The sequence below is a fragment of the Prauserella flavalba genome (assembly GCF_003202235.1).
GTDB classification, from domain to species: Bacteria; Actinomycetota; Actinomycetes; order Mycobacteriales; family Pseudonocardiaceae; genus Prauserella_A; species Prauserella_A flavalba.
In genome coordinates, this window is sequence record NZ_MASU01000005.1 from 755,990 (window position 1) to 781,902 (window position 25,913).

At 71.5% G+C, this 25,913-nt stretch carries 25 protein-coding genes; 10 read left to right on the forward strand and 15 right to left on the reverse strand.

Features of this window, described 5'->3' with window-relative positions; all coding sequences use genetic code 11:
- Window positions 1-38 precede the first annotated feature (38 nt).
- The gene (locus tag BA062_RS10955) at window positions 39-965 is read left to right on the forward strand and encodes a glycoside hydrolase family 43 protein (RefSeq protein WP_110335941.1); all 927 of its coding nucleotides are present in this window, start codon (window positions 39-41) and stop codon (window positions 963-965) included.
- A gap of 36 nt (window positions 966-1,001) precedes the next feature.
- Here BA062_RS10955 and BA062_RS10960 read toward each other — a convergent pair whose 3' ends face one another.
- The 6 genes from BA062_RS10960 to BA062_RS10985 form a co-directional block, all read right to left on the reverse strand.
- A complete protein-coding gene (locus tag BA062_RS10960) occupies window positions 1,002-1,460 on the reverse strand; it encodes a dihydrofolate reductase (protein ID WP_110335942.1) in 459 nt (152 codons plus the stop codon).
- Window positions 1,457-2,254 (reverse strand): thymidylate synthase, encoded by a 798-nt coding sequence (locus tag BA062_RS10965; RefSeq protein ID WP_110335943.1) that lies wholly within the window; start codon window positions 2,252-2,254, stop codon window positions 1,457-1,459. Before BA062_RS10965 ends, BA062_RS10960 begins: the two co-directional genes overlap by 4 nt.
- Window positions 2,255-2,362: 108 nt before the next feature.
- Window positions 2,363-3,370 (reverse strand): hemolysin family protein, encoded by a 1,008-nt coding sequence (locus BA062_RS10970; protein WP_110335944.1) that lies wholly within the window; start codon window positions 3,368-3,370, stop codon window positions 2,363-2,365.
- Window positions 3,367-4,737 carry a hemolysin family protein gene (locus BA062_RS10975; protein WP_110335945.1) on the reverse strand — a complete coding sequence of 457 codons (1,371 nt, stop codon included), beginning with the start codon at window positions 4,735-4,737 and terminating at the stop codon, window positions 3,367-3,369. The genes BA062_RS10970 and BA062_RS10975 overlap by 4 nt, the downstream gene beginning before the upstream one ends.
- Window positions 4,738-5,129: 392 nt before the next feature.
- The gene (locus BA062_RS10980; RefSeq protein ID WP_110335946.1) at window positions 5,130-6,164 is read right to left on the reverse strand and encodes a fatty acid desaturase family protein; all 1,035 of its coding nucleotides are present in this window, start codon (window positions 6,162-6,164) and stop codon (window positions 5,130-5,132) included.
- Window positions 6,165-6,217: 53 nt separating this feature from the next.
- Entirely contained in the window at window positions 6,218-6,805 is a 588-nt protein-coding gene (locus BA062_RS10985) for a TetR/AcrR family transcriptional regulator (protein WP_168213921.1), read from the reverse strand.
- A 95-nt stretch (window positions 6,806-6,900) separates the two neighbouring features.
- On the opposite strand from BA062_RS10985, the gene BA062_RS10990 reads away from it, so the two are divergent.
- Window positions 6,901-7,818, forward strand: coding sequence for an SDR family NAD(P)-dependent oxidoreductase (locus BA062_RS10990; RefSeq protein ID WP_110335948.1), 918 nt, complete (start codon window positions 6,901-6,903; stop codon window positions 7,816-7,818).
- 1 nt (window position 7,819) lies between these two features.
- Here the strand turns inward: BA062_RS10990 and BA062_RS10995 are convergent, their stop codons facing one another.
- Together BA062_RS10995 and BA062_RS11000 are read right to left on the reverse strand one after the other, a co-directional pair.
- On the reverse strand, window positions 7,820-10,096 hold the full coding sequence (locus BA062_RS10995; protein WP_110335949.1) for a molybdopterin-dependent oxidoreductase: 2,277 nt from the start codon (window positions 10,094-10,096) through the stop codon (window positions 7,820-7,822).
- A 90-nt stretch (window positions 10,097-10,186) separates the two neighbouring features.
- Window positions 10,187-11,581, reverse strand: coding sequence for a glycerophosphodiester phosphodiesterase family protein (locus BA062_RS11000; RefSeq protein WP_110335950.1), 1,395 nt, complete (start codon window positions 11,579-11,581; stop codon window positions 10,187-10,189).
- A gap of 127 nt (window positions 11,582-11,708) precedes the next feature.
- Between BA062_RS11000 and BA062_RS11005 the strand changes: the two genes are divergently transcribed.
- Both BA062_RS11005 and BA062_RS11010 read left to right on the forward strand, forming a co-directional pair.
- Window positions 11,709-12,464, forward strand: a complete 756-nt coding sequence (locus BA062_RS11005) for an enoyl-CoA hydratase (protein WP_110335951.1) — start codon at window positions 11,709-11,711, stop codon at window positions 12,462-12,464.
- A complete protein-coding gene (locus BA062_RS11010) occupies window positions 12,461-13,483 on the forward strand; it encodes a BUD32 family EKC/KEOPS complex subunit (RefSeq protein ID WP_210406815.1) in 1,023 nt (340 codons plus the stop codon). The genes BA062_RS11005 and BA062_RS11010 overlap by 4 nt, the downstream gene beginning before the upstream one ends.
- Here the strand turns inward: BA062_RS11010 and BA062_RS11015 are convergent.
- Window positions 13,476-14,072 carry a TetR/AcrR family transcriptional regulator gene (locus tag BA062_RS11015; protein WP_110337220.1) on the reverse strand — a complete coding sequence of 199 codons (597 nt, stop codon included), beginning with the start codon at window positions 14,070-14,072 and terminating at the stop codon, window positions 13,476-13,478. The two genes, BA062_RS11010 and BA062_RS11015, sit on opposite strands and share 8 nt — an antisense overlap.
- A gap of 86 nt (window positions 14,073-14,158) precedes the next feature.
- On the opposite strand from BA062_RS11015, the gene BA062_RS11020 reads away from it, so the two are divergent.
- The 4 genes from BA062_RS11020 to dinB all read left to right on the forward strand — a co-directional run bounded on the left by BA062_RS11020 (window position 14,159) and on the right by dinB (window position 18,262).
- Entirely contained in the window at window positions 14,159-15,016 is an 858-nt protein-coding gene (locus tag BA062_RS11020) for an alpha/beta fold hydrolase (RefSeq protein WP_110335952.1), read from the forward strand.
- Window positions 15,017-15,121: 105 nt separating this feature from the next.
- Window positions 15,122-15,721, forward strand: a complete 600-nt coding sequence (locus BA062_RS11025; RefSeq protein WP_110335953.1) for a dihydrofolate reductase family protein — start codon at window positions 15,122-15,124, stop codon at window positions 15,719-15,721.
- A gap of 66 nt (window positions 15,722-15,787) precedes the next feature.
- On the forward strand, window positions 15,788-17,017 hold the full coding sequence (locus BA062_RS11030; protein WP_110335954.1) for an RNA polymerase sigma factor: 1,230 nt from the start codon (window positions 15,788-15,790) through the stop codon (window positions 17,015-17,017).
- Between the two features lie 48 nt (window positions 17,018-17,065).
- Window positions 17,066-18,262, forward strand: a complete 1,197-nt coding sequence (gene dinB, locus BA062_RS11035) for a DNA polymerase IV (protein WP_110335955.1) — start codon at window positions 17,066-17,068, stop codon at window positions 18,260-18,262.
- On the opposite strand, the gene BA062_RS11040 is transcribed toward dinB, so the two are convergent.
- The gene (locus tag BA062_RS11040) at window positions 18,248-19,138 is read right to left on the reverse strand and encodes a LysR family transcriptional regulator (protein ID WP_110337224.1); all 891 of its coding nucleotides are present in this window, start codon (window positions 19,136-19,138) and stop codon (window positions 18,248-18,250) included. The genes dinB and BA062_RS11040 overlap by 15 nt on opposite strands.
- A gap of 110 nt (window positions 19,139-19,248) precedes the next feature.
- Here BA062_RS11040 and BA062_RS11045 point away from each other — a divergent pair, with 110 nt between their 5' ends.
- Together BA062_RS11045 and BA062_RS11050 are read left to right on the forward strand one after the other, a co-directional pair.
- Entirely contained in the window at window positions 19,249-21,036 is a 1,788-nt protein-coding gene (locus BA062_RS11045) for an acyclic terpene utilization AtuA family protein (RefSeq protein ID WP_110335956.1), read from the forward strand.
- A gap of 303 nt (window positions 21,037-21,339) precedes the next feature.
- Window positions 21,340-22,500: a CoA transferase gene (locus BA062_RS11050; protein WP_342768917.1), complete on the forward strand. Its 1,161-nt coding sequence runs from the start codon at window positions 21,340-21,342 to the stop codon at window positions 22,498-22,500.
- On the opposite strand, the gene BA062_RS11055 is transcribed toward BA062_RS11050, so the two are convergent.
- The 5 genes from BA062_RS11055 to BA062_RS11075 all read right to left on the reverse strand — a co-directional run bounded on the left by BA062_RS11055 (window position 22,497) and on the right by BA062_RS11075 (window position 25,905).
- The gene (locus tag BA062_RS11055) at window positions 22,497-22,880 is read right to left on the reverse strand and encodes a hypothetical protein (RefSeq protein ID WP_245959770.1); all 384 of its coding nucleotides are present in this window, start codon (window positions 22,878-22,880) and stop codon (window positions 22,497-22,499) included. The two genes, BA062_RS11050 and BA062_RS11055, sit on opposite strands and share 4 nt — an antisense overlap.
- 193 nt (window positions 22,881-23,073) lie before the next feature.
- Window positions 23,074-23,490, reverse strand: a complete 417-nt coding sequence (locus BA062_RS11060; protein WP_210406817.1) for an acyl-CoA thioesterase — start codon at window positions 23,488-23,490, stop codon at window positions 23,074-23,076.
- Window positions 23,491-23,498: 8 nt separating this feature from the next.
- Window positions 23,499-23,906 (reverse strand): MaoC family dehydratase, encoded by a 408-nt coding sequence (locus tag BA062_RS11065; protein ID WP_245959771.1) that lies wholly within the window; start codon window positions 23,904-23,906, stop codon window positions 23,499-23,501.
- The gene (locus BA062_RS11070; protein WP_110335958.1) at window positions 23,903-24,349 is read right to left on the reverse strand and encodes a hypothetical protein; all 447 of its coding nucleotides are present in this window, start codon (window positions 24,347-24,349) and stop codon (window positions 23,903-23,905) included. Before BA062_RS11070 ends, BA062_RS11065 begins: the two co-directional genes overlap by 4 nt.
- Entirely contained in the window at window positions 24,346-25,905 is a 1,560-nt protein-coding gene (locus tag BA062_RS11075; protein ID WP_110335959.1) for an AMP-binding protein, read from the reverse strand. The genes BA062_RS11070 and BA062_RS11075 overlap by 4 nt, the downstream gene beginning before the upstream one ends.
- Between the last annotated feature and the right edge of the window lie 8 nt (window positions 25,906-25,913).

Genomic DNA, 25,913 nt, shown 5'->3' on the forward strand with positions numbered 1-25,913 from the left:
GTGGTTGAGACGCGGGACCGGTGGGGTAGCCGGGCGCCGTGAGATCACGACTGAGTGCACTGACGACGGCCGGATCCCTGCTGCTTTCCCTGTTCGGCCTGCCCGCGTTCACCGCGCGCGTGGCGCCGCCCGAACCGCTGATCCCGCGCAACTTCCCCGATCCCGACGTCAGCGTGTTCGGCGGGACCTACTACGGCTACGCCACGGGCGGCGAGCGGGAACGCGTTCCCTACGCCGTCGCCGACGACGACGGAGGTAACTGGACCACCCGCGGCGACGCGCTGCCGCGGAAGCCGGCGTGGATGGCGCCCGGCGTTGGCGCCTGGGCGCCCGACGTGTCCCAGCGCCCGCAGGGCGACTACCTCATGTACTTCACGGGCGCCCGCGTCGGCGACAACACCATGTGCCTCGGTGCCGCCGTCGCGAGCACCCCCGAGGGACCGTTCACGCCGATCGGTGACCGCCCGCTGGTGTGCGAGCCGCGGCTCGGCGGCAACATCGACCCGGCGAGCTTCGTCGACGCCGACGGCAGCCGGTATCTGCTCTACAAGACCAACGCGCACCCGTCGACGATCTGGCTGCAGCCCGTGGCCGCCGACGGGCTCACCTTCACCGGTCCCCGCGTGGAGCTGCTGCGCGTCGACCGGCCCGACGAGGGCCGCGTCGTGGAAGCACCGGTGCTGATCAAACGGGACACGCAGTACGTGCTGTTCTACTCCGCCAACCACTTCCAGAGCGCGGCCTACCAGACGCGCTTCGCCACCTCGCCGTCGCTGACCGGGCCCTACACCAAGGCCAGTGAACCGCTGCTGACCAGCCGGTCGACCGGGGTCGAGTCGCCGGGCGGGGCCGACGTGACCGGCGAGCACCTCTACTTCCACGCCTGGCGCGACGGCCGGCGGGAGGTCCGCGCGATGTACCGCACCGACCTGCTCTGGACAGCCGACACGCCCTACGTGCCCTAGCGAACGCCGTGCCGTCGGCCGGCGGTGGTCCTGATCTCAGTGCCAGGTCAGGAGCCGGTAATGCAACCCGGTCGACGACTCCTGCCACGCCCCGACGGAGTCCGGCGAGCGCCCCACGTCCGGCGCGTGCGTGTCGCCTTCGAAGTGCTCGCGGATCTCGGTGACCACGATGCGGTCGGCGACCGGCAGCGCCGTCCGGTACAGCTCCGCGCCGCCGATCACCCACATGTCCCCGGACACCGCGGCAAGCGCACGCGGCAGGTCGGGCAACGTCTCCACGCCCTCCTGCGGCGTGCGCGACAGCACGAGATTGCGCCTGCCCGGCAGCGGCCGGAACCGCGGCGGAAGCGATTCCCAGGTGCGGCGGCCCATGAGCACGGTGGCGCCCGCGGTGAGGGAGCGGAAGTGCTTGAGGTCCTCCGGCAGGTGCCACGGCAGCGTGCCATCGCGGCCGATGACGCCGTTCGCCGACTGCGCCCAGACGAGCCCGATCACACCGCCACCGGTGCCTTGATGCCGGGGTGCGGGTCGTAGCCGTCGAGCGTGATGTGCTCGTAGGTGTAGTCGAACAGGCTGTCCGACGGTTTGAGGCTCAGCGTCGGGAACGGCCGCGCCTGGCGTGCGAGCTGGGTGCGGACCTGGTCCTCGTGGTTGTCGTAGATGTGACAGTCACCTCCGGTCCACACGAAGTCACCGACGCCGAGGCCCACCTGCTCGGCGATCATGTGCGTCAGCAGCGCATAGCTCGCGATGTTGAACGGCACACCCAGGAACAGGTCGGCGCTGCGCTGGTACAGCTGGCAGGAGAGCTTGCCGTCGGCGACGTAGAACTGGAAGAACGCGTGGCACGGGGGCAGCGCCATCCGCGGGATGTCGGCGACGTTCCACGCGGACACGATGATCCGCCGGGAGTCGGGATTCTCGCGCAGCGTGCGCAGCACTTCGCTGATCTGGTCGATGTGCCCGCCGTCCGGCGTCGGCCACGACCGCCACTGCACCCCGTAGATCGGGCCGAGATCACCGTCCGGCGCGGCCCACTCGTCCCAGATCGTGACGCCGTTCTCCCTCAGCCAGGTGACGTTCGCGTCGCCGCGCAGGAACCACAGCAGCTCATAGGCGATCGAGCGGAAGTGGACCTTCTTCGTGGTGATCAGCGGGAAGCCGTGGGCCAGCCGATAGCGCAGCTGGTGACCGAAGATCGAGCGCGTGCCGGTGCCGGTGCGGTCCTCCTTGCGGGCGCCGGTGTCGAGCACGTGGCGGAGCAGGTCTTCGTACTGCGTGTCCAGCATGCCTGCGAGCGTAGCCAGGCCCGAACACCGCCGAACTTCGGCCGGGCGGACGACGTCAGCAGCGGCGTGGCGGGCCGAATAGGCCCGCCACGCCGGACGCCGATCTCGCTAGGTGTAGAGCAGCTCGTCGAGCAGGTCCTGCATCGTGACCAGCCCGACGACGGCGTCGCCGTCCTTGACGAGCGCGAGATGGTCGCGCCGGTCCCGCATCGTCGTCAGCGCCGTGTGCACCGGCGTGTCGGCGGGCAGGGCCTGCGCCGGCCGCATCAGGTCGGCCGCCGTCGTGCCCTCCGGCTCGGCGAGCGTGTCGCGGACGTGCACGACGCCGAGCGTGCGCGAGTCCTCGCCGAAGACGACCAGACGCAGGTGCCCGCTCGTGCGCGACACCTCCTGGATCTCGGCGACGCTCGCGGCGAGCGGCACCGCGGCGACGTCCTCCCTCGGGGCCATGACGTCCCGCACCCGCCGTGACCGCAGGTCCAGAGCGGTGGCCAGCTGCTCGTGCCGCGACGCGTCCAGCGCGCCCGCCTCGGCCGAGTGGTCGACGAGCTGACGGAGGTCGTCGGGCGTACGGCCCGCACTGACCTCGTCCACGGCCTCCACACCCACGCGGTGCAGGCACCAGTTGGCGATGCCGTTGAGCGCGACCAGCAGGGGCCGGGTGAACCACATGAACACCCGCATCGGGATCGCCAGCATGGTCGCCGAGCGCTCCGGGTGCGCGATGGCCCACGACTTCGGCGCCATCTCGCCCACCACGAGGTGCAGGAACGTGACCACCACGAGGGACAGCACGAACGCCAGCACGTCCGACGTCGCCGCGGGTACGCCCCAGCCCTCCATCACGGGCGTGAGCATGTGGTGCACGGCTGGCTTCGCGACCGCACCGAGCGCGAGCGTGCACAGCGTGATGCCCAGCTGCGAACCGGCCAGCAGCAGGGAGAGCTCCCTGGCGCTGGCCAGTGCGGCCCGGGCGGAGGCGCTGGACTCGGCCGCGTCCTCCAGCCGGTAACGCCGGGCGGCGACGAGCGCGAACTCGACCGCGACGAAGAACGCGCTCAGCGCGATGATCGCGGCCGCGATCGCCATGGCGAGCCACGGACTCAGGTCGCTCACCGGTCCACCTCCTCGGTCGTCCGGCTGCGTTCCTCGACCCGGAGGCGCACGCTCGCGGGGACGTGCCGGTCCACGGCGCCGACGGTGACCGTCAGCAGCCGCTGGGGCTCCTCGTCGGTGGCGCCGGGGCGGCGGGGCAGCTCGACCGTGACGCTGTCGCCCTGGCCCGGCAGTGTGCCGAGCTCGGTGATCACCAGGCCGCCGATCGTCTCGTAGTCGCCCTGCGGGAGGTCGTGCCCGAGCAGGCGCTCGACCTCGTCGATGTGCACGCTGCCCGCGAGCAGCCAGCCGCCGTCGTCGAGCCGCGTCGCCGCCTCGCCCGCCGGGTCGTGCTCGTCGGCGATCTCGCCGACGAGCTCCTCGGCGACGTCCTCCACGGTGATCACCCCGGCCAGGCCGCCGTACTCGTCGACGACGCAGGCGAGCTGCTCACCGGCCTCGCGCAGCTGCGCGAGCACCTGCCGCAGCGGCAGCGACGAGGGCACCATCACCGCGTCCCGCGCGATGTCGGTGACCCGGCGCGCGCCGCGGTCGGCGGGGGAGAGGGCGAGGACGTCGCGCAGGCACACGATGCCGCGCACGTCGTCGACGCCGTCGCCGAGCACCGGGTAGCGGGAGTGCCCAGACGCCATCAGGGTCATCACCTCGTCGACGGTCGCCGTGCCCGGCACCGTCGCGACGCGCGGACGCGGGATCATCGCGTGCTCGGCGGTGCGCTCGTGGAGATCGAGCACGCGGTCGAGCAGCGTGGACAGCTCGTCGGGCAGGTCGCCGCTGCGGCGCGACTCGTCGACGATGCGCTCGAGGTCACGCGGGGTCGCCGCGTGCTCGACGTCGTGCACCGGTTCGATGCGCACCGCCTTGAGAAGCAGGTTCGAGGCGTGGTCGAACAGTTTGATCAGCCAGCCGAACGCCGCGAGGTAGACGTTGGTCGACCACGCGAGCCACCGGGAGACGGGTTCGGGCCGTGCGATCGCCAGGTTCTTCGGGAACAGCTCCCCGAAGACCATCTGCACCACGGTGGAGAACAGCAGGGCGAGCACGGTACCGATCGCCACGCCCGCCGACTGGGAGAGGCCGGCACCGCCGAGCAGCTCGCCGACACCGGCGCCGATCAGCGGCTCGGCGACGTAACCGACGAGCAGACCGGTGACGGTGATGCCCAGCTGGGCACCGGAGAGCATGAACGACGTGCGCCTGGTGATCGTCAGTGCACGGGCGGCGCCGCTGTCGCCGTCGGCGGCGCGGGCCTTGAGTCGGGAACGGTCCACGGCCATGTAGGCGAACTCCTGGGCGACGAAATAGCCCGTCGCGGCGGTGAGCAGGAGAACCACGAGCATGCCGAGGAGAATGTCGACAATGATCATCGCGTCGGCACCAGCTCACTGAGCTCGGCGGCGACGCGGACGGTACTTCGGGAGGGGTCCATTGTCCTCTCGTCAGGGTCAGCCGGAATTGTCCGCTATCCATAGCACGATCGGACCCCTTCCGAAAGTTCCAGCACCCCACCGAGTGTGGCGCAGATCAACTCCCCGCGAGTCGTGCACTCCGGACCGCGAGTCGTGCACTCCGGACTGCGAGTCGTGCACTCCGGACTGCGAGTCGTGCACTCCGGACTGCGAGTCGTGCACTCCGGACTGCGAGTCGTGCACTCCAGACCGCGAGTCGTGCACTCCCGTGCCGCGGCGGGCGACCTGAACGCACAACTCGCGGTCCTGAACGCACGACTCGCGAGCGGGAACGCACGACTCGCGGCGCGTCAGCGCAGTGGGGCACCAGCGTGGTGGAGGTGCCGTAGCGCCTCGCGGTAGGAGGTGACGAGGCCCGTCTCGTGGTAGGGCACGCCGATCTCGGCGCAGTAGTCGCGCACGATCGGCTGCGCGCGGCGCAGGTGCGGCGACGGCATGCTCGGGAACAGGTGGTGCTCGATCTGGTAGTTGAGCCCGCCGAGCGCGACGTCGGTGAACCAGCCGCCGCGCACGTTGCGCGAGGTGAGCACCTGACGGCGGAGGAAGTCGGGCCGCTCGTCGCCGCTGAACATCGGCATGCCCTTGTGGTTCGGCGCGAAGATCGATCCCATGTAGACACCCCAGAGTCCCTGGTGGACGGCGATGAACACGAGGGCCTTGCCCGGGGAGAGCACGAGGAACACGGCGGCGAGGTAGGCCACGACGTGGGTGGTGAGCAGCAGGGCCTCCAGACTGCGCCGCTTGAGCCCGGGGGAACACACGGCCCGGAAGCCCGACACGTGCAGGTTGAGACCCTCCAGTGTCAGCAGTGGGAAGAACAGGGCCGCCTGCCTGCGCCCGATGAACCGCGCCAACCCCGAGCTGTGCCGCGCCTGCCGCTGCGACCACACCAGGATGTCGGGCGCGACGTCGGGGTCGAGCTCCTCGTGGTTCGGGTTGGCGTGGTGGCGCGTGTGCTTGTCCATCCACCAGCCGTAGCTGAGGCCGATGCCGAGGTTGCCCACCAGCAGCCCGAGCGCCTCCGTCGGCCGGCGGCGCCGGAACACCTGGCGGTGGGCGAGGTCGTGCGCCAGCAGCGCGATCTGTCCGAAGAGGACGGCCAGGAACGCCGCCACCGCGAGCTGCCACCACGAGTCGCCCAGCAGGAAGAACGCCAGCCATGCGGCCGCGAACAGCACACCCACGACGGCGAACCTGGCGACGTAGTAGCCCGGACGGCGCCGGAACAACCCGGCCTCGGAGATCCGCTGGGACAGGCGGGAGTAATCGCTGCCGCGAACGGGCGGCGCGAGGTCGTCGATAGTCACCTGCCCGAGTCTGGTCATGGCGGGCCCGCGCGATAAGCCCGCGGACACCCGCATGCGTACGGGGGCCTGCCCTACCTCCGGCCGGGTGCCGGGAGCCCGTCGACCACGCGGTCCACCACCCGGCGCAGGAACGCGTCGGTCACCGCCTCGCCCGTGACGAGCACGCGGAAGTAGGGCGGGCCGAGCACGGCTTCGATCACCTCGCGCGGGTCGGTCCGGCCGATCTCCCCGCGGGCGACGGCCCGTTCGACCACCGCCCCGTCGACGCCGAGCCGGCCGGTCCAGAACGCGGCGACGGCCTCCGCGACCACCGGGTCGTGTGGTGCGAGCGCCACCGCGGCTCGCACCAGGGCCCCCACCTCGGGGGTGCGCAGGTTCGCGATGGCTGCGCGAACCAGATCGAGCAGGTCGGCGCGCAGCGAGCCGTTGTCGGGAATGGGTACCCGGGTCTCGGCCCGCTCACGGATGGCGTCGAGCAGCAGTGCCTCACGGGTGCCCCAGCGGCGGTACACCGTGGTCTTGTGCACGCCCGCCCTGCGCGCGATGCCGTCGAGACTCAGTGCGTGGTAGCCCGCGTCGGCGAGTTCGGCGAGCGCGGCACCCAGCACGGCGGCCTTGACCTTCGCGCTGCGCCCGCCCGGGCGTGGTGCTCCCGACATGAGCGCGAAGCTTAACGCAACACTTCGTTGCACGAGTGCCCGATCTTCCGGTAGAGCTAAAAGCGACATCGAGTTGCTTTAGTCAGGAGTTCCCCATGACGCACGAACACAGCAGACGCGCGGTCCTCGGCGGAGTGGCCGGCGCGGGAGCGGTCGCGGGCCTCACGGCACTGGCACCGTCGGCGGTGGCCGACGAGCAGCCGTTCCAGGGCAGGCAGGCCCGGCCGTTCGAGGGCAAGATCGTGCAGATCACCGGCGCCACCTCGGGAATCGGAGAGGCCACCGCGAAGGCCTTCGCCGCGGCGGGCGCGAAGGTCGCTTTCTGCGGCAGGCGCAGGAACCTCGGCCGCGAGGTCGAGCGCGCGATCCGCGAGTCCGGCGGCGAGGCGACCTACACACACGCCGACGTCCGCGATCCCCGGTCCGTCCAGCGGTTCGTCGACGGCGCCGTCCGGCGCTACGGCGGCCTCGACATCGCCTTCAACAACGCGGGCATCCAGTACTCGGCGCGGCTGCACGAGACCACGCTCGAGCAGTGGGACGACCTCATGGACACCAACGCGCGCGGGGTCTTCCTGGCGATGAAGTATCAGATCCCGCACCTGATCGACGCGGGCGGCGGGCAGGTCATCGTCAACTCGTCGGTGGGCGCCGTCGTGGGACGGCCCGAGCTCTCGCTGTACCAGGCGAGCAAGCAGGCGGTTCAGGCGCTCGTGCAGTCGGCGGCGCTCGAATACGGCGGGCACGGCATCCGCGTCAACGCGATCCTGCCCGGCATCACCGACACGCCGATGATCCGCCCGCCGGAGCTCGACGACGCGACGTGGGAGCAGGCGAAGGTCGCGCTCGGCCAGCTCAACGTCGACGGGCTGAAAACCGTCGCCACTCCCGACCAGATCGCACAGGCCGTGCTGGCGATGGCGGCGCCCGGGTTCGGCTACCTCACCGGCGTCTCGCTCCCCGTCGACGGAGGCGTCGCGGCGGGCCGCCGGATGCTCCTGCCGGAGCGGTGAACTAGAGCGGCGGACGCAGGATCCGCACGGGCGGTGGGGTGGCGTCGTAGCGCTCCACCTGCACCCTGGCGTGCTGGCCGGAGCAGCCCTGGGCCAGCCGCGACGTGGGCACGTCCTCGGTGAGCACGTTCGGGTTTCCGTGCACGCACAGCGATCCACCTGGCTGTGCGGGATCGTCGAGCGGATCGAACCACGCGCCCGTGGCGAGTACCGCGACGCCGCGCCGCACTCCGTCGTTCAGCCGCGCACCGGCCAGGCACGCGCCCCGGCCGTTGAAGACCCGCACGACGTCGCCGTCCGCGATACCGCGCTCGGCGGCGTCCCCCGGGTGCAGCTCGATCGGCTCCCGGCCCCGCACCTTGGCCGCCTGGCTCGTCGCGCCGACGTCGCCCTGCCCGTGCAGCCGCGTACGGGGCTGGTTGGCGATCAGCCACAGTGGATGTTCCACATCGGACTCCGGCTCCAGCCACACGGGATGGCCGGGGCAGTCGGGATAACCGAAACCGGCCACTGTGGACGAGAACAGTTCGATCCGTCCGCTCGGCGTGTGCAACGGCCGCCGCACGGGATCGGCGCGGAAGGCGGCGAAGGGCGTCGGCTGCTCGGCCGCGGTGGGGAGCCGCCACTCGCCGTCGGCCCAGAACCGGCCGAACGGCGGCGCGTCGTGCCCGCGCTCGGCGAGCCGCCCGCGCCACCCCTCGTAGAGGTGGACGATCCACTCGCGGGCGGTCCTGCCCTCGGTGAACCGCTCGCCCACGCCGAGCCGTTGGGCGATCCCGGCGAGGATCGTGTAGTCGTCGCGTGCCTCGCCGACCGGGTCGAGCACACGGTGCATCGCGATCAGGTGGGTGTCGCGGCGACCGGAGCCCAGATCCTCGCGCTCGAGCGGCGTGGTGGCCGGCAGGACGATGTCGGCGTGCCGGGCCGTAGCCGTCCAATGTGGCTCGTGCACGACGATGGTGTCCGGCCTGGCGAACGCGCGGCGGAGACGGTTGAGGTCCTGGTGGTGGTGGAACGGGTTGCCGCCCGCCCAGTAGACGAGCCGGATGTCCGGATAGTGGTGGGTGGCGCCGTTGTAGTCGTAGCGCTCGCCGGGGCGCAGCAGCAGGTCCGCGATGCGGGCGACCGGGATGAAGGTCCGCACCGGATTGTGTCCCTGCGGCAGCGTCGGCAAGGGCAGCAGCGGGCCGTCGTCGCCGACGTCGCCGATCGAGCCGTAGCCGTGGCCGAATCCGCCACCGGGCAGGCCGATCTGGCCGAGCATGGCCGCGAGCAGCAGCCCCGCCCACACCGGCTGCTCACCGTGCCGCGTGCGCTGCAGCGACCACGAGACCGTGACGAGCGTGCGGCCCTCGGCCATCCTCCTGGCGAGCGCGCGGATCTCCGCCGCGGAGATGCCGCACCGCACCGCGGCCCACTCGGCGTCCTTCACGGTGCCGTCGGCGCCGAGGAGGTAGCCGGCGACCGTGTCGAACCCCGTGCAGTAGCGGTCGAGGAAGGTGGCGTCGTGCCGGTTCTCGGTGAGCAGCGTGTGCGCCAGGCCGAGCATGAGCGCGACGTCGGACGCGGGGACGATCGGGTACCAGCGGGCCCGTGGCGTCTTCGGCACGTCGTCGGCGAGCGGGCTGACCACGGCCAGCTCCACCCCGGACTCGCCGATCGTGCCCAGCGCCGTCGCCGTCGGGTGCTCGGTGTTGCCGCCCGGCGTCACCGAGACGTTCTTGAGCGGCAGGCCACCGAAGGCCACCACCAGGTCCGTGTTCGCCGCGATCGTGCCCCACGTATCGGCGCGGTACAGCAGCGTGCCCGCGTCGCCGACGAGGTGCGGCAGCAGCACCGCCGACGTGCCGTGGCTGTAGGTGTCGCGCGAGGCCGTGTAGCCGCCGAGGACGTTGAGCAGCCGGTGCAGCTGGCTCTGTGTGTGGTGGAAGCGGCCCGCGCTGCCCCAGCCGTAGGAACCACCGAAGATCGCCCCGTTGCCGTGTTCGCGGCGGACGCGGTCCAGCTCGGCGGCGACCAGCTCGGTCGCCGTCTCCCACGACACCTCCACGAACTCGTCGGCGCCCCGGTGCTCGCTCGGCCCCGGCCCGCGCTCCAGCCAGCCGCGGCGGATCGCAGGCCTGCGCACGCGGGTGGGGTGCCGGACGCTGCCCGCGACGTTGCCCAGCAGCGGGGACGGCTGCCGGTCCAGCGGATGCGGGGCGATCTCCAGCTCGCCGGACGCGGTGGTCCGCGCGCGGAACGCACCCCAGTGCGAGGTGGTGGGGGACCAGCTCATGCCGGAGTCAGCGCGACCGTGCTGCGTGCCATGCGGTCACGATAGGCCGGTGGGCTGCCCGGCACCGCGCCGGGCAGCCCACCGGCGCGCTCAGCGGCCGACGCGGTCGAACTGCAGGTAGTCCAGGTTGAAGTTCTGGTAGGCGTTCTCGTTCATCCGCACCACGAACTCATGGTCGCCCTTGCCGAGGTGGCGCCGCTCCAGCGGCTGCACCTCGAACGCCTCGTGGTGGGTGGTGTTGCCGATCGAGAACGGCCCGCTCTCGGTGTGGCCCCAGTCGAGCGTGATCGTGCCGGCGGGGGAGTAGGGCGAGGAGACGCGCGCGGAGACGTCGTACACGCCGGCCTTCTCGACGGTGACGGTGTACTTCAGCCACTCGCCCGCCCTGATCCAGTTGACGGCGATGGCGCCCTCCAGATCGCAGATGTCGACGCCCTCGTCGAGACGCGCCACGGTGCAGCGGTTCGGGTCGAGGTCGTGGTAGCCCACGCCCTCCCCGCCAGGGGCGAAGTCCTCGGCCTGGACGCGGATCGACCGGTTGCCGGGCAGCTTGCCGTACCGGTCGAGGTCGCCGCCGTCGCGCCAGTAGCCGAGCGCCTCGACGTTGTCGGTCTGGATCATGCTCGCGCCGTAGCGCTGCACGACCGTACGCCAGCCGAGCCGCTCGTCGCGCAGCGACGCCTCGTCGGTGTGGTCGATCGCGAGGTTCTTCCACATCGTGTTGATCCAGATCCTGCTGTCCTCGCGGATCTTCGCGAGTGTGGCGGGCTGGACCTGCGGGTCGGCGGCGTCGTCGAACACGACCTCGTACGCCACGGGCTGCCTGCCGGGGAACGTGCCGACGACGCCCGCCGTGGCGTCGTTGATGATGTGCATGTACAGAATGGCCGGATCCTTCGCCATGAACGCCGCCGCCTCGGCGACCGTCGGGCTGCCCTTGAACAGGCCGTGGTCGACCGTCCCGGTCCGGCGCAGCACCTCGTACATCTGCTCACGCACGGGCCAGCCCTTGTCGAGGTTCACCATCGCCCTGTCCTTGACGGCGAGCATGGCCTCCTCGAACGTCGGCACCGTGTGCGACGTGAGCGGAGCCTGCGCGCCGCCGAGGCCCTTCTTGAGGCGGAGCGACTTGACCTGCGCGAGCGTGAGCTCAGACACCTTGCCGGTGCCGTTGGTCGTGCGATTCACCGTCTCGTCGTGCATGAGGACGAGGTGACCGTCGCGCGTGGGCCGCACGTCGATCTCCACGATCTCGGCGCCGTCGGCGATGGCGTGCCGGATGGCCGCGAGCGAGTTCTCGGGTGCGTCCCGCCACTGCCCGCGATGGGCGGCGATCAGCAGGGGAGCGCCGGGGTCGTGGCGCAGCAGCCGGTCGTGGATGCGGTCGAGGCTGGTGGGGCCGGCGGCCGACGCGGGCCCGGCGACCAGCGAGGCGAACACGGCGACAATCGCCGCGAGGAGGACGAGTCGGATTCTTCGGACCATGAGCGGTGAGTCTCGCCCGGCCGGTTATCCGGGCCGTGAACGCTCGCGGGGTGTTTTGCTGAACGCGGGATAGATCTTGATACTCCTTGGACGGCGAGTAGGCACGCGGACGGAGAGTGAGCACGCGATGAGCAAGGTGGCCCTGGACAACGACGGCGGGCAGTGGACCCTGACCCTGACCGACCCGGATCGGCGCAACTGCCTCGACGAGGCGATGATCCGGGAACTCGGGGACGCCGTGTCGGCCGTCGCCGCCGAACCCGGCGCGAGGACGCTCGTCGTCGCGGGAGAGGGCACCGCGTTCTGCGCGGGTGCCGACCTGCCCGCCCTGTTCGGGGAGGCCGCGGGCCGCTCGGTCGGGGACCTGCGTGGCCATTTGCACAACGTCTACGACAGCTTCCTGCGGCTGCGGGCGCTGAAGATCCCGACCATCGCGGCCGTGCAGGGCGCGGCCGTCGGCGCCGGGCTCAACCTCGCGATGGCGTGCGACGTCCGCATCGCCGGTCCGCGGGCGTCGTTCGCGGCCACGTTCTCGAAGATCGGCCTGCACCCCGGTGGCGGCTGCACGTGGTTCCTCGTGGACGCGCTCGGCCCGCAGAAGGCGCTCGCGCTGCTGCTCGACGGCGGCGCGCTCGACGGCGAGGAGGCCGTCCGGCAGGGGCTCGCGCTGGCGCTGGCCGACGACCCGCTCGCCGCCGCCCACGAGAAGGCCGCCCGGTGGGCGGCCCTGGACCCGGCGCTCGCCCGCGACATCAAGTCCGCGGTCGGCGTGGCGCGTTCCGACGACTTCGGCGCGACCCTGGAGTTCGAGTCGTGGGCGCAGGCGTCGTCGGCCACCGGGCCCGCGATCCAGGAGGTCGTCGCGCGGTTCCGCAAATCGTGACCTCGCGGGCGGCCGGGCACAAGGCCGTCAAGACCGCGCTGTCCCGGCTCGACGACCGGCGGCTTGCCGAGCTCGTCGGCCAGGCGCGCCCGCTCGGCTCCGGCATCGGCGGGACGTCGGCGCTGCTGGACGTGGAGGGCGTTCGCGTGTTCGTCAAGCGGGTGCCGCTGACCGATCTCGAACGCCTCCCCGGGCGGCTCGGCTCCACGGCCAACGTCTTCGGGCTTCCGGTGTGCTACCAGTACGGCATCGGCTCGGCGGGGTTCGGCGCGTGGCGCGAGCTGGCCGCTCACGTCCTGACCACGGACTGGGTCCTGGGCGGGCACAGTCCGAGCTTCCCGCTGCTGCACCAGTGGCGCGTGCTGCCGAGAACCGCGACGACGGAGCCCGGGCCCGGCGAGCCCGCGGAGTTGGAACGTGCGGTCGCGTTCTGGGACGGCTCACCGGCCGTGCGGGCCCGGCTCGAGGCCGTCGCGAACGCCTCGGCCGACGTGGTCCTCTTCCTCGAGTACGTCCCGTGGAGCCTGCACGACTGGCTGGCCGCGCAGGTCGCACTCGGCGACGAAGCCGTCGAGGCGGCGTGCGCGCTGGTCGGCCGCGAGCTCGGCGCGGCGGTGTCGGCGATGGGCGCTGGGGGCCTGCACCACTTCGACGTCCATTTCCGCAACGTGCTCACCGATGGGGAGCACCTGTACGTCGGGGACTTCGGGCTCGCGGTGTCCCCACGCTTCGCCCTGTCGCGCGAGGAGCTGGGCTTCCTGGCGGCCAACGCCACCCACGACCGGCACTACGCGGCGGCGCAGTGGGTCAACTGGCTCGTGACCGCGCTGTGCCGTCCTCCGGAGCGCAACGAGTTCATCCGGTACTGCGCCGAGGGCGGCGACCCCGGGTACCTCGTGCCGTCGGCTGCGGCGGCGATCCGGCGGCACGCCCGGGAGACGGTGGTCGTGAACGACTTCTACCGCAGGCTGTACCTGGAGAGCCGGGGCACGCCGTACCCGGCGGAGCTGCTCAGCTGAACAGGCGGTCGAGCCGGTAGTCCACCAGCTCGACCGCCTCGGCGGCGGTGTAGGTGCCGATGAGGATGCCGGGCGCCAGTCCGCTGACCATCGCGAGCAGCGAGTCGAGCTCACGCCGGACATCGAGTCCCTTGTGGACCGTGCCCCGGTCCTGTGCCGTGGTCAGCACCGGGACGAGCCTGCTCGCGAGCTCGTGCGGGATGCGGTTGTTGAGCGCCGCGATCTCCGGGTCGGTGATGCTTAGCGTCAGGTAGGCGCCGTGCACCGTGCTCAGCCTCCGGCTGTGCTCGTCGACCGGCAGTACGCCGACCAGGCAGGCCCGCAGGATCGCCTTCGGGTCCCTGCTCGGCAGCACCTCAGCCAGCTCGGCCTGGATCCGGGCCGAGGCCACCTCGGTCAGCCGGGCCAGCCCGTAGCGGACCATCTCGTCCTTGGTGGTGAAGTAGTACTGCACGAGGTTCATGGAGATCCCGGCCTCGGCGGCGACCCTGCGCAGCGTCACCGCGCGCAGTCCCTCGACGGCGGCGACGCGCCAGAGCGCCTCGGCGATCTCGCGACGCCGTTGCTCGTGATCAACCCGCTTCGGCACGGCGTCACTCTCCCACATCGCTGCTTGTCGTCCGGCACAACTGTCTTTTATAGTGCAAGTGCACGATAAAAATCTGGGGAGGCAGGATGATCAGCGGATTTCTCGACGAGAGAAGCCGGCAGCGCTACCACGACGTCTACGACTCGCTGCTCGACTGGCCGGTGCCCAGCGAGGACCTGACCGTCGAGACCCGGTTCGGGCCGACCTACGTCCGCCGCAGCGGCGCGGAGACCGGAATGCCGGTCGTCCTGCTGCACGGCGTGCTCGCCACCTCGCTGTCGTGGCAGGACTGCGCCGCCGAACTCGGGGCACGGAACCCGGTGTACGCCGTCGACTCGATCGGCGAACCGGGCCGCAGCGTGCAGACCGAGCCCATGCCCGACGCGCGGTCGAACGCGGACTGGCTCGCCGACGTGCTGGCCGGGCTGGGCCACGACCGGTACCACGTCGCCGGTGTCTCGCGCGGCGGCTGGCTCGCGCTCAACCTCGCGCTGCGCGACCCCGGCCGCGTCGCGGGCGTGACCGCGTTCGACCCCGGCGGCCTCGACGAGCTGGGGTGGCGGCTGCGCCGCTGGATGGTCGCAGGGCTGGCCGTCATGCTCGCGCCCGCGTTCATCCGCCGCAGGTTCGGGCCGGGTTCGGCCTACAGCGCGTTCACCGATCCGATGCACCGGCGGCTGGTACTGGCCCAGCTCAAGCACCGGACCGCGGTGTCCGCGCTCGACCGGTTCACCGACGACCAATGGCGCTCCCTGGCCGTTCCCACCACGCTGGTGCTCGCCGAGCACAGTCCCGCGCACGACAGCGAGGAGGTCCGGCAACGGCTGCGCGACCTCGCACCACACGTCGAGGTGGAGATCGTGCCGGGCACCGCACACGGCATGGACCTGTTCACCCCCGAGCGGCTCAGCGACCGGATTCTGCGGGGGACACCCGAGAGCTGAGGTTCTTGAAGAAATCCGGGAGGCGGTGTCGGATCGGGGTGACGGCGTTCGTGGCAGGGGTGAGAGGTCGCCCGCCAGGGGCGTCCGCGGACAAGGAACCCGATCATGAGACTCACCGCAACCATCCAGGTCTCCGTCGACGGCGTGATGCAGGGAAACGGCGGACCCGACCACGCCGGCGGATTCGAGCGAGGCGGCTGGGCAAGGCCGCTGTTCGACAGCGACGCCATGACCTTCGTCGACCAGGTCTACCAGCGCGCCGACGCGTTCGTGTTCGGCAGGCGTACCTACGAGCTCTTCGCGCGCTACTGGGGCGTGAGGAAGGACCTCGAGAACCCGATCGTCGGTGCGCTGAACACCAAGCCCAAGTACGTCGCCTCGAACACGCTCACCGATCCGGAGTGGGCGGACACGACCGTCCTCTCCGGTGACCTCGCGGCGGCCATCGGCGAGCTGAAGGCGAAACCGGGCGGTGAGCTGCAGGTACACGGCAGCGGCGCGCTGCTCCGGTGGCTGTTCGAGCACGGCCTCGTCGACGAGCTGAACCTGCTCCTCGTCCCGGTGGTCGTCGGCCAGGGCGTGCGACTGTTCCCTGCGAACGGCCCCGACCTGGCGCTCCACCTGGTCGAATCGCGATCCTTCCCGAAAGGCATCACGCTCCAGGTCTACCGGCCTGCCGGGCGCCCGCAGTACGCGACCGATTGAGGAGATGATCCGAGTGCGGTATCTGCCGAGAGTCTGTCGCCAGCAGGCCGAGGTGCGGCCGTTCCCGTGAACGGGCTCGACGTTCACGCGGCTGTCACGCGGGCCCACCGCGAGGAATGGGCCCGGGTCGTCGCCGCCCTGACCAGGCGCTTCGGTGACCTCGACGTCGCCGAGGAGGCGGCGGCCGAGGCGTTCGCGACCGCGGTCGAGCGGTGGCCCGCCGACGGCGTGCCCGCCAACCCCGGCGCCTGGCTGACCACCACCGCCAACCGCAAGGCGATCGACCGCATCCGGCGCGAGAACAAACGCGACGACAAGCAGAAGGAGGCTCAGATCTTGTGGGACGACCCGTCTGTGCCTCCCGCCGCCATCGAGGACGAGCGGCTCCGGCTGCTCTTCACCTGCTGCCACCCGGCGCTCGCACTCGAGACCCGCGTGGCGCTGACGCTACGCATGGTCGGCGGTCTCACCGTGCCCGAGATCGCCCGTGCCTTCCTGGTGCAGGAGGCCACGATGGGGCAGCGGATCACCCGGGCGAAGGCCAAGATCAAGGCGGCACGCATCCCTTACCGGGTACCGGCCGCGGAGGATCTCCCCGCCCGTGTCTCCGGCGTGCTCGCGGTCCTGTTCCTCGTCTTCAACGAGGGCTACCTGGCGACCAGCCCCGACACCGATCCGGTGCGTCAGGACCTGACCGCCGAGGCGATCCGGCTCACCCGCCTGGTCCGTGGCCTCCTTCCGGAGGACGGTGAGGTGGCGGGACTGCTGGCCCTGATGCTCCTCACCGAGGCCCGCCGCACCGCACGGGTTTCGGCGAACGGCGAACTGGTGCCTCTCGACGAACAGAACCGAGGGGCCTGGGACACCGGCCTGATCGCCGAGGGGCATCGGCTGGTGCGCGAGCGCCTGGCCGGCGGGGTCGCTCCGGGCCGCTACCAGATCCTCGCCGCGATCAACGCCGTGCACACCTCCGCCCGAGACATCCGCGACACCGACTGGTCCCAGGTCGTCGCCCTCTACGACCAGCTCGTCAGCCTCGACCCCTCGCCGATCATCGCCCTCAACCGGGCCATCGCGGTCGCCGAGATCGACGGCCCCGAGGTGGCGTTGGCGGCCATCGACCGCCTCGACGACAAGCTGGCCGGCTATCACGCCTACCACGCCACCCGCGCCGACCTGCTGCGCAGGCTGGGCCGCGGCCGCGAGTCGCGCGCGGCGTACGACAAGGCCATCGAGCTGGCGGGCAACACCGCCGAGGCCGCGTACCTGACCCGCCGCCGCGACCAGCTGGGGTAGCGCCCCGCCAGGAAACCGACGCGGATTGTCGGTGGGGCATGCGAACATATGTTCGTGTCGAACGAGGGTCCGATCCTGCACGCCGACCTCGACGCGTTCTACGCGTCGGTGGAGCAGCGCGATGATCCACGCCTGCGCGGCAGGCCCGTCATCGTCGGTGGCGGGGTCGTGCTCGCGGCCAGCTACGAGGCCAAGGCCCACGGTGTGCGCACGGCGATGGGCGGCGCGCTCGCACGACGGCTGTGCCCGCAGGCGATCGTGGTCCCGCCGCGCATGGCTGCCTACTCCGCGGCGAGCAAGGCCGTCTTCGCCGTCTTCGGGCAGACCACGCCCGTGGTCGAGGGCCTGTCGATCGACGAGGCGTTCCTCGACGTCGGCGGCCTCCGGCGGATCGCGGGCACGCCGACCGAGATCGCGCGGCGGCTACGGCAGGACGTGGCGGAGCAGGTCGGGCTGCCCATCACGGTGGGCGTGGCCAGGACGAAGTTCCTCGCCAAGGTCGCCAGCGGGGTGGCGAAGCCGGACGGGCTGCTGGTCGTGCCCCACGACGGGGAGCTGGAGTTCCTGCATCCCCTCCCGGTCGAGCGCCTGTGGGGCGTCGGGCGCGTCACCGCCGAGAAGCTGCGCAAGCGGGGCATCACCACGGTCGGCCAGGTCGCCGCGCTCGACGAGCACTCGCTGGTCTCGATGCTGGGCCGGGCCTCCGGCCGGCACCTGCACGCGCTGTCCCACAACCGCGACCCCCGTCCCGTGCAGGTGGGCCGCAGACGCCGTTCGATCGGCGCCCAGCGGGCGCTCGGCCGGAGGAGGCGGTCACCGGCGGAGCTGGACGCGCTGCTCGCCGGGCTCGTCGACAAGCTCGCCAGGCGGCTGCGCGCCGCCAAGCGCGTCTGCCGCACCGTCGTACTCCGTCTGCGCTACGCCGACTTCACGCGCGTCACGCGGTCGCACACCATCGCCGAGGCCACCGCCCACACCGAGACGATCCTCGCCACGGCGAGGATCCTGCTGGCGGCGGCGATGCCGACGATCGAGCGCGAAGGACTCACGCTCATCGGCGTCGCGCTCACCAACCTCGACGACGACGGAGCCATCCAGCTCGCTCTGCCCTTCGACGAGCGGTCGGGCGGCGCCCTGGACTCCACATTGGACACCGTGCGCGACCGGTTCGGCGCGGCCTCGGTCACCAGGGCCACGCTGCTCGGCCGCGATCCCGGCCTGTCCGTGCCGCTACTGCCCGACTAACTCGTGCACCACCGCGACGAGATCGGCCACCACGCCCGGCGGCTCGGCCCGGTCGGCACGCCACACGGCGACGGTGGTGATGCGCAGTTTCACGCCCTCCACGGGCAGCACCACCACGGGCTCCCCGGCGAACGCGCGGCTGGTGATGCCGGCCTCGACGCCGATGAGCGTGAACGCCTGCCCGGTGGCGACCACGTGGGCGAGCCCGCCGAAGTTGTGCCCCTCCACCACCATCCGCTTGCGCACGCCGAAACCGCTGAGCAGCTCGTCGGTCCGGCGGTAGATCTCCGGCGCCGCGTCGTAGCCGATCGAGGCGAACGGCAGGTGCGCCAGCTCCTCCAGCCGCACCGACTCCCGGCCGTCGAAGCCGGTGCCCGCGCCGGTCACCACCGCGACGGGGTGCGTCTCCAGCTGTGCCGTGCGCAGCCCGCGGCCCGCGACGGGCCCGTGCACGAGCGCCAGCTCGATCTCTCCGTGCCGCACCGCGTGCACGAGCGGCTCGGTGCTCGCCGGGCGCAGCCTGACCTCCAGGCCGGGAAACCGGTCGGCCACCGCACCGAGGAACCTCGTGCGCAGCCCCGTGGTGACGTCCGAGGCGATGCCGACCACCGCTGTCCTCGGCTCACCGTGCGCCCGCACCAGCTCCGGCACGGCGTCGAAGCGCTGGATCACGTCGCGGGCGGCGGGCAGCAGCGCCTCGCCCGCGCCCGTGAGCTCGACCCGGTGATGGCCGCGCACGAACAGCGCCGCACCGAGTTCCCGTTCGAGGTCCTTCACCCGCCTGCTCAACGGGGAGACGGCCATGTGCAGGCGCTGTGCCGCCCGCGTGAAGTTGAGCTCCTCGGCGACCGCGACGAAATAGCGCAGGTGCAGCATCTCCACCCGGCTACCGTATTCGCCCGTCCCGCGACGTGACCGCCGCGGTCACGTGCACGTTCGCACGACGGTGATGGCCGCGGCGCCCCCGCACGCCTACCGTGACAACGGTGACCGAGCGCCCGATCCGCATCGCCAACTTCTCCGGCTACCTCGGCGACCGCTACACCGCCTTCGCGGAGGCGATGGCCGGCGACGCGGTGGATGTGCTGATGGGGGACTACCTCGCGGAGATCACCCTGGCCGCGCTCGCCGCGCGCAACCAGCAGGACTCCACCAAGGGCTACGTCGAGTACTTCCTCGGTCAGCTCGGCCCGCACCTGGGGGCCATCGCCGAGCGCGGCGTCAAGGTCGTCACCAACGCGGGCGGGTTCAACCCCGCCGGGCTCGCCGACGCGGTCCGCGGGCTGGCCGCCGAGGCCGGAGTGAACCTGCGCGTCGCGCACGTCGAGGGGGACAACGTGCTCTTGGCGCTGCCCGGCTACCAGCACGCCGGGCACCGGCTGGAGAACCTCGACACCGGGCAGCCGCTGTCGTCGTGGCACGCCGAGCCGGTCGCCGCCAACGCCTATCTCGGCGGGTGGGGTATCGCGGCGGCGCTGGCCGAGGGCGCCGACATCGTCGTGTGCGGGCGGGTCACGGACGCCTCACTCACGGTGGGGCCGGCCGCCTGGTGGCACGGGTGGAGCCGGGACGACTGGGACGCCCTCGCCGGCGCCGTCACCGCTGGCCACGTCATCGAATGCGGCGCACACGCGACGGGCGGGAACTTCTCCGGCTACACCACGATCCCCGGCCTGCTCGCGCCCGGCTTCCCGATCGCCGAGATCGCGGCCGACGGCAGCAGCGTGATCACCAAGCATTCTCGCGACGGCGGCGCGGTCACCGTCGACACCGTCACCGCGCAGCTGGTCTACGAGATCCAGGGGCCGCGCTACCTCAACCCCGACGTCACCGTGCACCTCGACACCGTCGAGCTGATGAGGGTCGGCCCTGACCGCGTGCGGGTCTCCGGCGCCACCGGCACGCCACCGCCGCCGACCACGAAGGTCGCCGTCTTCGGAATGCTCGGGTACCAGCTCGTCAACACGGTGTTCGTCACCGCACCCGACGTCGACGCCAAGATCGACCTGCTGCGAGCCCAGATCGGCAGGGGCCTGCCCGACGGCGTGGAGCTGGACTTCACGCGCATCGGCACCGTCGCGGCCGACCCCGACATCCAGTGGGACGCCACCGTGGCACTGCGGATCATGGCGACCGCGCGCGACCGCGCGTCGCTGGAGAAGCTCGGGCTCCCGGGGCGGCTGCTGGGCCTGTACCTGCAGAGCATCCCCGGCTTCTACCACGACGGCGCCGCCGGACTGCCCGGTTCGCCGCGTCGCCGGATCGACTACTGGCCCGCGCTGCTGCCGATGTCCGCGGTGGAGCACCGGGTCGTCCTCGATGCCCGTGTGCTGACCGTGGAGCCGTCGCCGTCGGCGCAGCCGCCGCCGCAGCCGGTGCACCCGGAGCCCGCCGAGTACGTCGTCGAGGGCCCGGTGCGGCGCGCGCCGCTCGGCACGATCGCCCACGCCCGCAGCGGCGACAAGGGCGGCAACGCCAACGTCGGCGTGTGGGTGGCCGACGAGCGTGCCTGGCCGTGGCTGCGCGCGACGTTGTCGACCGCCGAGCTGCGCAGGCTCCTGCCCGAGGCGAAGGACCTCGACATCGTGCGGCACGAGTTTCCCCACCTGCGGGCCGTGCACTTCGTGCTGCGCGGTCTGCTCGGCACCGGTGGCTCGGCCAACCTGCGCGTCGACCAGGCCGGCAAGGCCGTGGGGGAGTACCTGCGGGCCAAGCACGTTCTCGTTCCCGAGCACCTGCTCCAGCGCCGGGAGGGCACGCATGTCGCTGACTGAACGGGTGGCCAAGGCCGTCGCGAACCCGGCGACCGGCGACGCGTTCGACCCGCACGCCGAGCTCGCCGACGTGCTGTCCGGGGTCGGACTGTCCACGGCCGACTCCGGCGGCGAGATCTCCTTTCGCGGCGCGGATCCGGTCGTGCCGAGCACGCTGCGCCTCGGCGCGGCCTCGGCCGTCGCGCTCGCCGCGAAGTCCGTGGCGATCGCGAAACTCTGGCGGTTGCGTGGCGGGCACGGCCAGGACATCGGCGTGGACCTGCGGGTGGCACCACACCGCCTGTGCCCGTTCTACGACCGGAAATGGGAACTGCTCAACGGCTATCCGGCCGGAACGCAGGCCAACCCCACGCAGGCGCTCGGCTTCCGGTTCTACCGCACGGCCGACGGCCGGTGGATGATGCCGCTCAACCCGTACCCGAAGATCAAGGTCGCCGCCCAGCGGCTGCTCGGTACGCCGGACGACAAGACCGCCGTCGCGGAGGCCATCGCCCGGTGGAACGCGCGCGACCTCGAGGACGCCGCCACCGAGGCGGGCGTGGTGCTGCCGATGCTGCGCACCACCGAGGAGCTGCTCGCCGAGCGCCACTACCGCGAAGTCCTCGCCGAGCAGCCGCTCATCGAGATCACCAGGATCGGCGACAGCGAGCCCGAACCCCTGGCGGCCGCGGACGACCCGCTGGCCGGGGTGCGCGCACTCGGCATGGGACACGTCATCGCGGGCGCCGGCGCGGGCAGGGCACTCGCGCTGCACGGCGCCGACGTGCTCAACCTGTGGCGACCCAACGAACTGGAGCACGACGCCACCTACGTCACCGCCAATGTGGGCGTGCGGTCGGCGACGATCGACCCGTACCGCGAGGAGGGCGCCGCCCGGATCCGGGCGCTGCTCGCGGGCGCGTCTTGTACGCCAACCGCAGGCCCGGCTACCTCGACGGCATCGGTCTCTCCCCGGAGCAGGCCGCCGCCGCGCGGCCCGGAATCGTTCACGCCACGGTGTCGCTCGCGGGCGAGCGCGGACCGTGGGCGAACCGTGTCGGCTTCGACCAGACCGCGGGCGGCCTCACCGGCATGCTCCTGCTGGAGGGCGACGGCGAACGGCCCTCGCTGCCGCCGATCATGGTCGTCAACGACTACGTCGTCTCCTGGCTGCTGACCGCCGGCATTGTCGAAGCCCTCGCCCGCAGGACCACGGAGGGCGGCAGCTACCGCGTGCACGTCTCGCTCACCCGCGCCGCGCTGTGGATCCTCGGCATGGGTGTCTTCGACCGCGACTACGCCCACGAGACCGCGGGCCACGGCGAGGAACACGCCTACCTCGACCCGGAGACGTTCACCGCCGACACCCCTCTCGGGCACTACCAGGGCGTGACCGAACAGGTGCGGATGTCGGCGACGCCGGGCCGCTACCGCACCGTGCTGGTGCCGCGCGGGTCCTCTCGTCCCGAATGGCTCAGTTCTTAGCTGAACTCCCTTCCGCTGCGTGCGCGGTAACGGATGTGGTGCTGCGGCACGAAGGCCGTGACCACAGTCCGCCACTCCAGGTCCGCCGTGAGCAGTTGGTAGCTCACGATCCCCAGCGGTGCCCCGTCCACGGCGGGCATCCAGCCGCGCAGCAGCCCTTTGACCTCGTAGCGGTACTGCAGCCCGTCGGGGGCGTCGTCGTGAAACGCGAACGGATCGCGCCGCAACGCCGCCCGCAGGTCCACCCACACCCACTGGGCGGGCTCCACCGGCCGGTATCCGGGAGGCGGGACATCGGACGGCGTCCACACCGGGCGGGTGGGTGTCGAGCTGACGTCACGCCGCCACCACCGGCACGGCGGCTGAGCTGGTTGGTTCACGCGCACTCCCTGACTGACCACTCGATTCGAACAAGAGTTCGACTGTGTTGTCAAGGGGCTGTCACGCCGGTCACGGGACGGGGTGGCGGGAACGCAGAACTCGTTGTCAGGAACGCACAACTCGCGGTCCTGAGCGCAAAACTCGGCGTCTGGAGCGGGCGACTCGCGGGCGTGAGCGCACGACTCGCGAGGGTCACGAGTGGGGCATCGGCTCCAGCGTGTGCAGGAGCTTGGCGATGCGCTCGGGGACCGGGGTCTTGCGGTGCTCCAGGTCGCGGCACGCGAACGTCATGGTGCCGGTGGTCACCAGTTCGTCGCCTCGGTGGAAGGTGAAACCGAGCGTGTACGAGGAGCCGCCGACCCGTTCGCGCCGCACCTCGCACGTCAGCTCGTCGAAGACCGTCACCTGGCGCAGGTAGGTCGCCTCCGAGTGCACGCCCACGACGTACACGCCGAGCTCCTCGGACAGCTGTCCCGCCCGGATCCCGTTGTCGTAGAGCCACGAACTGTAGGTGCGCTCCATCCACGGGTAGTAGATCGCGAAGTAGGCGATTCCCACTGTGTCGCAGTCTCCGTACGACAGCCGGAAACTCTGCGTCGTGCCGCTCAACGGATCCCTCACTCTCCCAACAGGACGGTCGCGGTGCCGCTCAGCACCGGGTCGCCTCCGGACACTCGCAGCCACACGTCGCAGTCCGCCACCCGGCCGGAACCGTCCCCGCGCACCGCGGTGACGGTTCCGCCCGCCACCAGCCGGTCACCGGCGAAGACGTTGCCGAGGAACCGCAGCCGCAGTGCCCGCACCCGGTCCGCGCCTCCCGCCCAGCGGGTCAGCATCGTCACGACGTAGGACTGGTTGAGCGGACCCTGGTTCACCACGCGGTCGCCGAGGCCGAGCGCGCGCACGGCCGCCGGGTCGAAGTGGATCGGGTTGGCGTCGCGCATGAGCGCCGACATCGTCTTCATCTTCTCCGCGCTCACCGGCCCGACCTCGTAGGCGGGCAGCTCGTCGCCGGGCGCGGTCACAGCGACCTCCTCGGGAAGATGATCGAGTTGGTACAGCTCGCCGCGAGCGAGCCGTGCTCGTCGTGCAGGTCGAGCCGGTAACCTACGAGGTCGAACACACCCGTGCGCGCGCCGCGCTTGCGCACGGCCGACACGATCTCGCCGCTCACCGTGTAGGTCGCGCCCACCCGCAACGGCTCGACGATCTCGGTCGCGGTCTCCCCGGCCATCGGCCCGTCGGCCTCGGTCGCGCCGAAGTGCGCCCACAGCTGTTCCCACGACCAGCCCATCGCCGCCGTCGCCGCGAGGAACGCGAACACCGGGCTCGCCGCGCCGTCCGAGGCCGGGGCGAGCGCGCAGTCGTTGACCAGCCGCACCCACCACGGCTCGAACGTGAACGTGCCGCCGGGAAACGGCGTGCCGACGAGCTTCCCGAGCTCGTCCTCGTCCGGTACCGCCGTCACACCGACCGCTCCCGGTCCGCCCAGTACGGCGCCCGCAGCTCCCGCTTCATGATCTTGCCGGTGGGTGCCTTCGGCAGGCTGTCGACGAAGTCCACCGACTTCGGCTTCTGGTACGAGGCGAGGTTCTGCTTCGCCGTCCCGATGATGTCGGCCTCCGTGGCCGATTGCCCCGGTTTGAGCACCACCACCGCCTTCACGCTCTCACCCCACTCCTCGTCCGGTACGCCGATCACCGCGCACTCGAGCACCGCGGGATGCGCCGCGATGGCCTCCTCCACCTGCACGCTGTAGATGTTCTCGCCGCCCGAGATGATCATGTCCTTGGCGCGGTCAACGATGTAGACGTAGCTGTGCTCGTCCCACGTCGCGATGTCCCCGGTCCACATCCAGCCGTCGCGGATGGTCCGCGCGGTCAGCTCGGGCTGGTTCCAGTAGCCGATCATGTTCGCCTCGGACTTCACCACGATCTCGCCCGCCGTCCTGCCGTCACGCGGCACGTCGGCGCCGGTCTCGTCCACCACGCGCAGGCGCCCGACGAAACCCTCCCGGCCACACGAGCGCAGCCGGTGCGCGTGGCGGCCCGCGACCGCCTCGGTGTGGTCCTCCTGCGACAGGAACGTCATGCCGGGCCCCTCGGTCTGCCCGTAGCCCTGGATGAGCGTGCAGGGGAACGACTCCAGCGCCGCGCGCACGATCGAGGACGGCATCGGGCCGCCGCCGTACTGGATGTTGCGCAGGCTCGACAGGTCGTAGCCCGAGAAGCCCGGCACGGCCATCATCCAGTTCAGCATCGTGGTGATCCCGAGGAACGCCGACACGCGCTCGGCCTCGATCACCCGCAGCGCCTGCTCGGCCTCGAAGTTGACCAGCACCAGTGGGCAGCCGTGGCGCAGGTAGTTCATCGAGAGCACGACGGGAATGTGGTACATCTGCCCGGTCAGCATGTACACGTCGGACGGCACGATGCGCTCGGCGACAGTCTGGTTGAGCCCGCCCATCGCGGCGCTGTGGTGCGTGTGCAGCGCGCCCTTGCTCCGGCCCGTGGTGCCCCCGGTGTAGAGGATGAAGAACGGGTCGTCGCCGCCGACCTTCGCCGAGGTCACGGGCTCGTCCGCGCTCGAGCGCGCCAGCAGGTCCTCGTAGCTGCCGTCGCCGCCCTCGCCGAACTCGAGCCAGGTCGGCACGTCGCAGTCCCGCTGCAGCTCCTTCGCCACGTCACGCCACTCCGCGGAGGTGATCACCACGCGCGGTGCCGCGTCGCCAATGAGCCTGGCCAGCTCGGCGGAGCCCAGCCGCCAGTTCAGTGGCTGCAGGATCAGGCCTGCCCGCCCGGCGGCGAAGTACAGCTCCTGGAACTCCACGCTGTTGCGGGTGAGCACGGCGACCCGGTCGCCGACCTCCAGCCCGAAGGAGCGCAGCCCGTTGGCGAGCCTGCGGACCCGCTCGTCCAGCTCGCGCCAGGCCATCCTCCGGTTGTTCGGGACGTCGTAGAGCGCCTGCGCGTCCGGGGTGAGCGCGGCCCACTTCGCGGGGATGAGCCCCTGGTTGATGGTCATCGCGGGCG

Coding starts and splice junctions, on each gene's coding strand:
- BA062_RS10965 (WP_110335943.1), bottom strand. CDS start 2,254: ATGCTGGACACGCAGTACGAAGACCTGCTCCGCCACGTGCTCGACACC.
- BA062_RS10975 (WP_110335945.1), bottom strand. CDS start 4,737: ATGATCATTGTCGACATTCTCCTCGGCATGCTCGTGGTTCTCCTGCTC.
- BA062_RS10980 (WP_110335946.1), bottom strand. CDS start 6,164: ATGACCAGACTCGGGCAGGTGACTATCGACGACCTCGCGCCGCCCGTT.
- BA062_RS10985 (WP_168213921.1), bottom strand. CDS start 6,805: ATGTCGGGAGCACCACGCCCGGGCGGGCGCAGCGCGAAGGTCAAGGCC.
- BA062_RS10990 (WP_110335948.1), top strand. CDS start 6,901: ATGACGCACGAACACAGCAGACGCGCGGTCCTCGGCGGAGTGGCCGGC.
- BA062_RS10995 (WP_110335949.1), bottom strand. CDS start 10,096: ATGAGCTGGTCCCCCACCACCTCGCACTGGGGTGCGTTCCGCGCGCGG.
- BA062_RS11000 (WP_110335950.1), bottom strand. CDS start 11,581: ATGGTCCGAAGAATCCGACTCGTCCTCCTCGCGGCGATTGTCGCCGTG.
- BA062_RS11005 (WP_110335951.1), top strand. CDS start 11,709: ATGAGCAAGGTGGCCCTGGACAACGACGGCGGGCAGTGGACCCTGACC.
- BA062_RS11020 (WP_110335952.1), top strand. CDS start 14,159: ATGATCAGCGGATTTCTCGACGAGAGAAGCCGGCAGCGCTACCACGAC.
- BA062_RS11025 (WP_110335953.1), top strand. CDS start 15,122: ATGAGACTCACCGCAACCATCCAGGTCTCCGTCGACGGCGTGATGCAG.
- dinB (WP_110335955.1), top strand. CDS start 17,066: ATGTTCGTGTCGAACGAGGGTCCGATCCTGCACGCCGACCTCGACGCG.
- BA062_RS11040 (WP_110337224.1), bottom strand. CDS start 19,138: ATGCTGCACCTGCGCTATTTCGTCGCGGTCGCCGAGGAGCTCAACTTC.
- BA062_RS11050 (WP_342768917.1), top strand. CDS start 21,340: ATGGGAACTGCTCAACGGCTATCCGGCCGGAACGCAGGCCAACCCCAC.
- BA062_RS11075 (WP_110335959.1), bottom strand. CDS start 25,905: ATGACCATCAACCAGGGGCTCATCCCCGCGAAGTGGGCCGCGCTCACC.